Raw genomic sequence first — 7702 nt, 5'->3', positions numbered from 1 at the left:
CGCTGCCGTGGGAGAAGTTGAGGCGCACCACGTCGACGCCGGTGCGGATCATGGCTTCCAGCACGCCCTCGCGGTCGCTGGCCGGGCCCAGGGTGGCGACGATCTTGGTGCGGCGGATGGGGTCGTGAATGGGAGCGTGGGGCGGAAGCGTCATGGTGTCCTCGGCAAGACCAGGATGGCACGGAAATCGTTGACATTGGTGCGGGTCGGCCCGGTGACGATGAGCCGCTCCAATGCCTGGAAGAAAGTATACGCGTCGTTGCGTGACAGGTAAGCAGAGGGTTCGAGGCCCTGCTCACGGGCGCGCCGCCAATCGTCAGGAGAGAACAGCGCACCGGCGTTGTCCTCGGAGCCATCGATGCCATCGGTGTCGATGGCCAGGGCGTGGATCCCCGAAGCTCCTGCCAGCGCCTCGAACAGTCCCAGGAGGTATTCGACGTTGCGCCCGCCGCGACCATCCCCCTTCACGGTGACACTGGTTTCGCCACCGGAAAGAATCAGCAGCGGCGCGGCAATCTCGTCGCGCGCCTCCAGCGCCTGACGCGCTTGAGCCCGCCCCAGTTCGCGGGCCTCACCCTCCAGATCGTCGCCCAGCACCTTTACCGTCACGCCGGCCGCTTCCGCCGCGGCCTTGGCGGCTTCCAGGGCGTCGTGGGCGCGAGCCAGGGTCACGCTGTCATCGCGCTCGAACGCTTCGTCGTCAGGCGATGGCGCCCCCTGGGCCTGTTCCAGATGGCGGCGCACGTGGGCCGGTATCTCGATGGCGTAGCGCTCGAGCACCGCCAGCGCATCGGCCGGCGTCGAACGATCGGGCAATGTCGGCCCCGAAGCGATCTGTGTGGCCACGTCGCCGGGGATGTCGGAAATCAGCCAGGTCACTACCTGGGCGGGATGCGCCGCCACCGCCAGGCGCCCGCCCTTGATGGCCGAGAGGTGGCGGCGCACGGTATTCATCTGGCCTATCGGCGCGCCGCAGCGCAGCAGTTCGCGATTGATCGCCTGCTTGTCGGCAAGCGAGATGCCCTCGGCCGGCAGCGTCATCAACGCCGAGCCGCCGCCGGAAATCAGCGCGATGACACGATCGTCCTTGCCCAGCCCCGCGACCGCCTCGAGCATGCGCCGGGCCGCCTTCTCGCCCAGATCGTCGGGCATCGGGTGCGACGCTTCGAGCACCTCGATCACCTGACACTCTTCGCCGTGACCGTAGCGGGTGACCACCAGGCCGGTGAGCGGCGCATCGGGGCAGCGTGCCTGCCAGGCGCGCTCGAGAGCCGATGCCATGGAAGCCGCTGCCTTGCCGGCACCGACCACCACGGTGCGTCCGGGCGGCGGGTCGGGAAGCAGGTCCGCCACCAGAGAGTCCGGATGCACGGCGGTCACGGCCACGTCGGCGAGCCGACGCAGCCAGTCTGCTACGTCGACCGCGGGGTCCAGGGAAGGAAGTTCATGGGGCATGGGCACACCTCGAGCGGATGATAGCAACGACGGTAACAGCAGGGTGGACAGGAAAAAAGCCCGGCGGCGGGCGGGGTCCAGCCGGGGATCCCACCGCCGGGAGAAGGGCCGCCGATGCGGCCGCTGGCAGGCACGGCACTGCACCTGCCGGGCGGGAAACTTCATTACCCACTCACCGTCTGCGCGACTGGCGGGGCAAGCGTTTCCCCCAGGGGGTCAGCGACTTATTTCATGATCTGCCATCACTTCCAATGCCCGCAGGATGCCGGCATGGTCCCAGTCCTCACCGCCTTGAGCGGCACAGGCCTGGAACAGCTGCTGGGCGTTGGCGGTGCCGGGCAGTGCCAGGTTGAGACTACGCGCCCCTTCCAGGGCCAGATTGAGGTCCTTCTGGTGCAGGCGGATCTTGAAGCCCGGGTCGAAGGTGCGCTTGATCATGCGCTCGCCGTGAACGTCGAGGATCTTCGACTGGGCCAGGCCGCCGAGCAGCGACTCACGCACCTTGGCCACGTCGGCGCCCGCCTTGGAGGCGAACAACAAGCCCTCGGCCACCGCTTCGATGGTCAGCGCCACGACGATCTGGTTAGCGACCTTGCAGGTCTGACCGGCACCGTGGCCGCCGATGTGAGTGATGGTCTTGCCCATCACCTCGAGGATCGGCCGGGCGCGCTCGAAGCCCTCCTGGGTGGCTCCGACCATGATGGTCAGGGCCGCATTGATGGCCCCACCCTCACCGCCGGAAACCGGCGCATCGACGTACTCGCCGCCAGCCTCCTGAATGCGCCTGGCGAAGCCCTGGGTGGCGATGGGCGCGATGGAGCTCATGTCGATGACCAGGGTGCCCGGCTTGAGCCCCTCGCTCACACCGCCCTCGCCGAACAGCACCTGCTCGACGTCGGGGGTGTCCGGCACCATGGTGATGACCACCTCGGCCTGCTCGGCAACGGCTCGGGGGCTGTCGAGCTCGCGCATGCCCTTCTCGGCCAGCGTGGCGTCCAGCGTGCCGCGCTTGACGGTGACGAGTTCGTGGCCGGCATCCAGCAGATGCCCCGCCATGGGACGGCCCATGATGCCAAGGCCAATGAAACCGATCTTGCTCATGATGCTTCTCCTTTCAGCTTGTCTTTGTGATCGTTGGCAAATGTTCTGAAACGTGTCGTGAGCGAAGGCAGGTCGGCCGCCGCCGGCACGCAGCAACCGGAGTTGACCGGGTGCTCATGACGATTGCGACGGTTCGACGTCTCGACACCGCCGGCGGCCGAGATGCCGAGCGCAACAGCGTTTCACCGATCCAGCCAGCCCAGCCCTTCTTTCGTTGTCGCCGCCGGCTTGTACTCGCAGCCGATCCAGCCGTCGTAGCCCAGCCGGTCGAGATGGGCGAACAGGAACGGGTAATTGATCTCACCGCTGCCCGGCTCGTGGCGGCCCGGGTTGTCGGCCAGCTGCACGTGAGCGATGCGGTCCAGGTGCTTCTCGATGGTCGGCGCCAGATCGCCCTCCATGATCTGCATGTGGTAGATGTCGTACTGCAGCTTGAGGTTGGGGCTGCCCACCTCATCGAAGATCGCCAGCGCCTGCTCGGTGCGGTTGAGGAAGAAGCCGGGAATGTCGCGGGTGTTGATCGGCTCGGCCAGCAGCAGGATGCCGGCGGCCTCGAGCTTCTCGGCGGCATAGCGCAGGTTTTCGACCAGGGTGCGGCGCGCCTGCTCCAGGCTTACGCCCTGGGGCTGGATACCGGCCAGGCAGTTGACCTGCTTGCAGCCGAGCACGGTGGCGTAATCGATGGCCTTCTCCACCCCGGCACGAAACTCCTCGACGCGATCCGGGTGGCAGGCGATGCCGCGCTCTCCGGCGCCCCAATCTCCAGCCGGCAGGTTGTGCAGCACCTGGGTCAGGCCGTACTCGTCGAGGCGCGCCCTGATTTCGACAGCCGTGTAATCGTAGGGAAAGAGGTACTCGACGCCCTTGAAGCCGGCCTCGGCGGCGGCCTTGAAGCGATCGAGAAAATCTTCCTCGGTGAAGAGCATGCTGAGGTTGGCGGCAAACTTGGGCATGGTTGTCTCCTTGGGACGGTTTCCTAGGTGAGCTGGGCAATGGAGGTCGGCGCATCCGCGCCCTCGTCGGCCAACGCCTCGAACTCGTTGATGGCGTCGAGGTCGGTGCCCATCGCGATGTTGGTGACTCGCTCCAGAATCACCTCCACCACCACCGGCACGCGGTACTTCGCCATCAGCGCTTTCGCCTCCTTCAGGGCCGGCACGATCTCGTCCGGACGGGTCACGCGCAACGCTTTGCAGCCGAGCCCTTCTACCACCGAGACATGATCGACGCCGTACTCGTTGATCTCCGGGCAGTTGATGTTCTCGAACGAGAGCTGCACGCAGTAATCCATGTCGAAGCCGCGCTGGGCCTGACGGATCAAACCCAGGTAGGAGTTGTTCACCAGCACATGAATGTAAGGCAGGTTGAACTGAGCGCCCGCCGCAAGCTCCTCGACCATGAACTGAAAATCATAGTCGCCTGAGAGCGCCACCACTTCCGCATCGGGATCGGCCTTGCACACGCCGAGCGCGGCGGGAATGGTCCAGCCCAGGGGGCCGGCCTGGCCGCAGTTGATCCAGTGCCGTGGTTTGTACACATGCAGGAATTGGGCACCGGCGATCTGTGACAGGCCGATGGTGCTCACGTAGCGGGTATTTTTGCCGAAGACCTTGTTCATCTCCTCGTAGACCCGCTGCGGCTTCACCGGCACGTCGTCGAAGTGGGTCTTGCGCAGCAGCGTGCGCTTGCGCTCCTGACAGGACTCGGCCCAGGCACTGCGTTGCTTGAGCGCGCCCGCCGCCTTCCTTTCGCGTGCCAGCTCGACGAACAGCTCGAGCGCCGCCTTGGCGTCGGAGACGATGCCGTAGTCGGGGCCGAAGATACGTCCGATCTGGGTCGGTTCGATGTCGACGTGGACGAACTTACGGCCTTTCGTATAGGTCTCGAGGTTACCGGTGTGCCGGTTTGCCCAGCGGTTGCCGATTCCCATGACGAAGTCGGACTCGAGCAGCGTGGCGTTGCCGTAGCGGTGTGAGGTCTGCAGCCCCACCATGCCGGCCATCAAAGGGTGGTCGTCGGCGATGCTGCCCCAGCCCATCAGGGTGGGGATTACCGGCACGCCGGTGAGCTCGGCGAACTCCTGGAGCAGCGCGCTGGCATCGGCGTTGATGATGCCACCGCCGGCAACGATCAGAGGACGTTCGGCCTCGTCGAGCATGGCCATGGCCTTCTCGATCTGGGCACGCGAGGCCCGCGGCTTGTAGGCCGGCAGCGGCTCGTAGGTGTCCGGGTCGAACTCGATCTCGCTCATCTGCACGTCGATGGGCAGGTCGATCAGCACTGGGCCGGGACGCGAAGAGCGCATCAGTTGGAAGGCCTGCTGGAACGCACGCGGCACCTGGGCCGGCTCGAGAACGGTAACGGCCCACTTGGTCACCGGCCCGGCGATGGCCTGGATGTCGACGGCCTGGAAGTCCTCCTTGTGCAGCCTGGCACGCGGTGCCTGGCCGGTGATGCACAGGATCGGGATGGAGTCCGCGCTGGCCGAATAGAGCCCGGTGATCATGTCAGTGCCGGCTGGCCCTGAGGTACCGATGCAAACGCCGATGTTGCCGGCCTTGGTGCGGGTATACCCCTCGGCCATGTGCGAGGCGCCCTCGACGTGGCGCGCGAGCACGTGGTCGATGCCGCCGATCTTGCGCAGCGCGGCGTAGAACGGGTTGATCGCGGCGCCGGGGACGCCGAAAGCGACATCGACGCCCTCCTTCCTGAGAACGTGAACGGCGGCTTCTGCTGCGGTCATTCGAGCCATGACGGTTCCTCCCGTAGGTGGCTGAATTTTGTTTTTGGAAAATATTTCTGTATTTCGAGATTAGAAGCCGCAACCCACCTCGTCAACACATATTGGAAAATATTTTCATAAATTCATTTGAACATAAAAAACCCAGGCCGAAACAGCAGCCTGGGTCATTCTTTCCCGAGAGCTCAGAGCGTGATGCGCAGCGCCAGCGGATGCTCGTCGCAGTTGTTGCCCTCACCGCCACGATCCACCACCAGGAACTCCCCTTCGCGCTCCAGCACCGACTGGATGGCGTGCCAGGTGCCGGCGCGATAGTTCACCCCCTGACGCCCATCGGTAACGAAAGCGCGCACCTCACCCGGGTCGATGCTGTCGCCTGGGGGTGCCACCACGATCACGAAGCGCTCCGCGTGCAGCGGCATGAAGGCCTGGCTGCCCTGTGGGTGGCGTTCGAGGAAGTCGAGCTCCAGCGGAAGCGACACCGGCTGGCTGACGAAGATACTGATCAGCGCCCTCGCCTGCTCGCCCAGGGTCTCGACCTTGGCCAGATCGTGGTAGCGCCGGGTGCGCCCGGCATTGATGTGAAAGTAGTCCGCCGTGCGGGTGTCGATGACGTCACCGAAGGGCGCGAAGGCCTCAGGCGTCAGCGGCTCGGCTTTGAGTTCCAGCATGGTAGCCTCTCGAATTCATTCGGCAGTTTGCCTGCGCTCCGGGGCTGTTCCGGCGGCAGGCCTGCGAGGAGGCGCTGTGAACCCATCCCTGGGCGCTACTTTTGCCATCCATGGCAAAAGACCTCCTCTTCGGCCTGCCCCGGCGCCCCTAGGCCGCGGCCCAACGTCAATCCTGGCGTAGTCTCACTCAGCGAGTACCCAGCCGCAGCGCCGCGTGACGGTTCACGTCCTTGTACAGCAAATAGCGAAACGGCCCCGGGCCCCCGGCGTAGCACGCCTGCGGGCAGAAGGCGCGCAGCCACATGAAATCGCCCGCCTCGACCTCGACCCAGTCCTGGTTGAGATGGTAGACCGCCTTGCCCTCCAGCACGTAGAGGCCGTGCTCCATGACGTGAGTCTCGTCGAAGGGGATCACCGCGCCCGGCTGGAAGGTGACGATGTTGACGTGCATGTCGTGACGCACGTCGCTGGGATCGACGAAGCGGGTGGTGGCCCAGCGCCCTTCGGTGCCCGGCATGGGGTTGGGCTCAAGGTCGTTCTCGTTGACCACGAAAGCTTGCGGCACCTCGATGCCCTCGACGTACTCGTAGGCCTTGCGCACCCAGTGGAAGCGCACCGGCGCATTCGACTCGTTACGCAGCTGCCAGTGGCAGCCCGGCGGCAGGAAGGCGTAGCCGCCCGGCGCCATCTCGTGGCGCTCGCCGGCAAGGGTCAGGGTCATCTCGCCCTCGACCACGAACAGTACGCCCTCGGCACCGGGGTCGAGCTCGGGCTTCTCGCTGCCGCCCCCCGGCCCCACCTCCATGATGTACTGCGAAAACGTCTCGGCGAAGCCGGAGAGCGGACGCGCCAGTACCCACAGCCGGGTTGCCTCCCAGAACGGCAGATTGCTGGTCACGATGTCGCCCATCACGCCCTTGGGAATGAAGGCGTAGGCCTCGGTGAATACCGCCCGGTCGGAGAGCAGTTGAGTCTGGGGTGGGTGCCCGCCGTGGGGGGCGTAATAGGTGCGGTTGGTCATGAGCGGCTCCTCATAGGCGGAATCGGCCTTGGCATAGGCCAAAAAATCATTTCATAGCTTGTGAAACTAACGTCTCACAAGTAACGTGTCTAGCAACTTTCGTTTCATGCATAGACGGCACAAGAGGCTACCGGCATGCCCTTCTCCCATGCCCACCCGCCGGGGGTTGTAAGCGGTCGCAACGTCTATCCTTCCCTATCAGGAAGAGAGTTCGTCCAGCCCCTGATAAAGCTCGGTGACCGCATCGATGCGGGCTCGAGCCTGGGCCAGCCGCTGGTGCAGCAAACCGTTGGCCAGCAGACTGACAAGACTCATGGCGCTGGCGTAGCTGTCGAAGGCCGAGATACTGTCCAGCGGACACTCCAGCCACCAGTCGGTCCGCTCGGCATGGCTCGCCGCAGTGCCATCCCCGATCAGCAGCACCCGACAGGGCAGGGCCGCGAGGGTCTCCACCAGTTCCTCGAACAATCGCGGGCGTCGACGGAAACCGAACAGAATCACCAGATCCTCCGCCCCCAGACCGACCAGCTCCTCGGCCAGGGACTGATTGGGCTGGGGCGCGAGGCTCACCTCGTCACGAGCCTGAATCAGCTGCTGACGAAAGTGCATGGCCAGGGGATAGCTGTTGCGAAACCCCACCAGCAGCAGCCGTCGCGCCTGATCCATTGCCTGCAGGATCGCCTCGAAGGTATGCGACTCAATGGCACCGAGGGT

At 65.2% G+C, this 7702-nt stretch carries 8 protein-coding genes; all 8 read right to left on the bottom strand.

Annotated features, from left to right (window positions below):
- A partial coding sequence (locus AC2VNO_RS16640; RefSeq protein ID WP_234286721.1) for a pyruvate kinase occupies positions 1 to 154 on the bottom strand: 154 nt, incomplete at its 3' end.
- A complete protein-coding gene (locus tag AC2VNO_RS16635; RefSeq protein ID WP_486935179.1) occupies positions 151 to 1455 on the bottom strand; it encodes a glycerate kinase type-2 family protein in 1305 nt (434 codons plus the stop codon). The genes AC2VNO_RS16640 and AC2VNO_RS16635, both read right to left, overlap by 4 nt.
- Positions 1456 to 1671: 216 nt before the next feature.
- On the bottom strand, positions 1672 to 2556 hold the full coding sequence (locus tag AC2VNO_RS16630; RefSeq protein WP_486935178.1) for a 2-hydroxy-3-oxopropionate reductase: 885 nt from the start codon (positions 2554 to 2556) through the stop codon (positions 1672 to 1674).
- Between the two features lie 182 nt (positions 2557 to 2738).
- Positions 2739 to 3509 carry a hydroxypyruvate isomerase gene (gene hyi, locus AC2VNO_RS16625; RefSeq protein ID WP_486935177.1) on the bottom strand — a complete coding sequence of 257 codons (771 nt, stop codon included), beginning with the start codon at positions 3507 to 3509 and terminating at the stop codon, positions 2739 to 2741.
- Between the two features lie 23 nt (positions 3510 to 3532).
- Positions 3533 to 5308, bottom strand: coding sequence for a glyoxylate carboligase (gene gcl, locus AC2VNO_RS16620; protein ID WP_486935176.1), 1776 nt, complete (start codon positions 5306 to 5308; stop codon positions 3533 to 3535).
- A gap of 173 nt (positions 5309 to 5481) precedes the next feature.
- Complete coding sequence (locus AC2VNO_RS16615) at positions 5482 to 5967, bottom strand: ureidoglycolate lyase (RefSeq protein ID WP_486935175.1); 486 nt, start codon at positions 5965 to 5967, stop codon at positions 5482 to 5484.
- 187 nt (positions 5968 to 6154) lie between these two features.
- Positions 6155 to 6988: a bifunctional allantoicase/(S)-ureidoglycine aminohydrolase gene (locus AC2VNO_RS16610; protein ID WP_486935174.1), complete on the bottom strand. Its 834-nt coding sequence runs from the start codon at positions 6986 to 6988 to the stop codon at positions 6155 to 6157.
- A 198-nt stretch (positions 6989 to 7186) separates the two neighbouring features.
- Positions 7187 to 7702 (bottom strand): MurR/RpiR family transcriptional regulator (locus tag AC2VNO_RS16605; RefSeq protein ID WP_486935173.1); only part of this gene is annotated, 516 nt, incomplete at its 5' end.

The sequence above is a fragment of the Halomonas sp. TH-94 genome (assembly GCF_057473365.1).
Note: the sequence above shows the minus strand (reverse complement) of the source record. Positions and strands in the feature narration are given on the sequence as shown.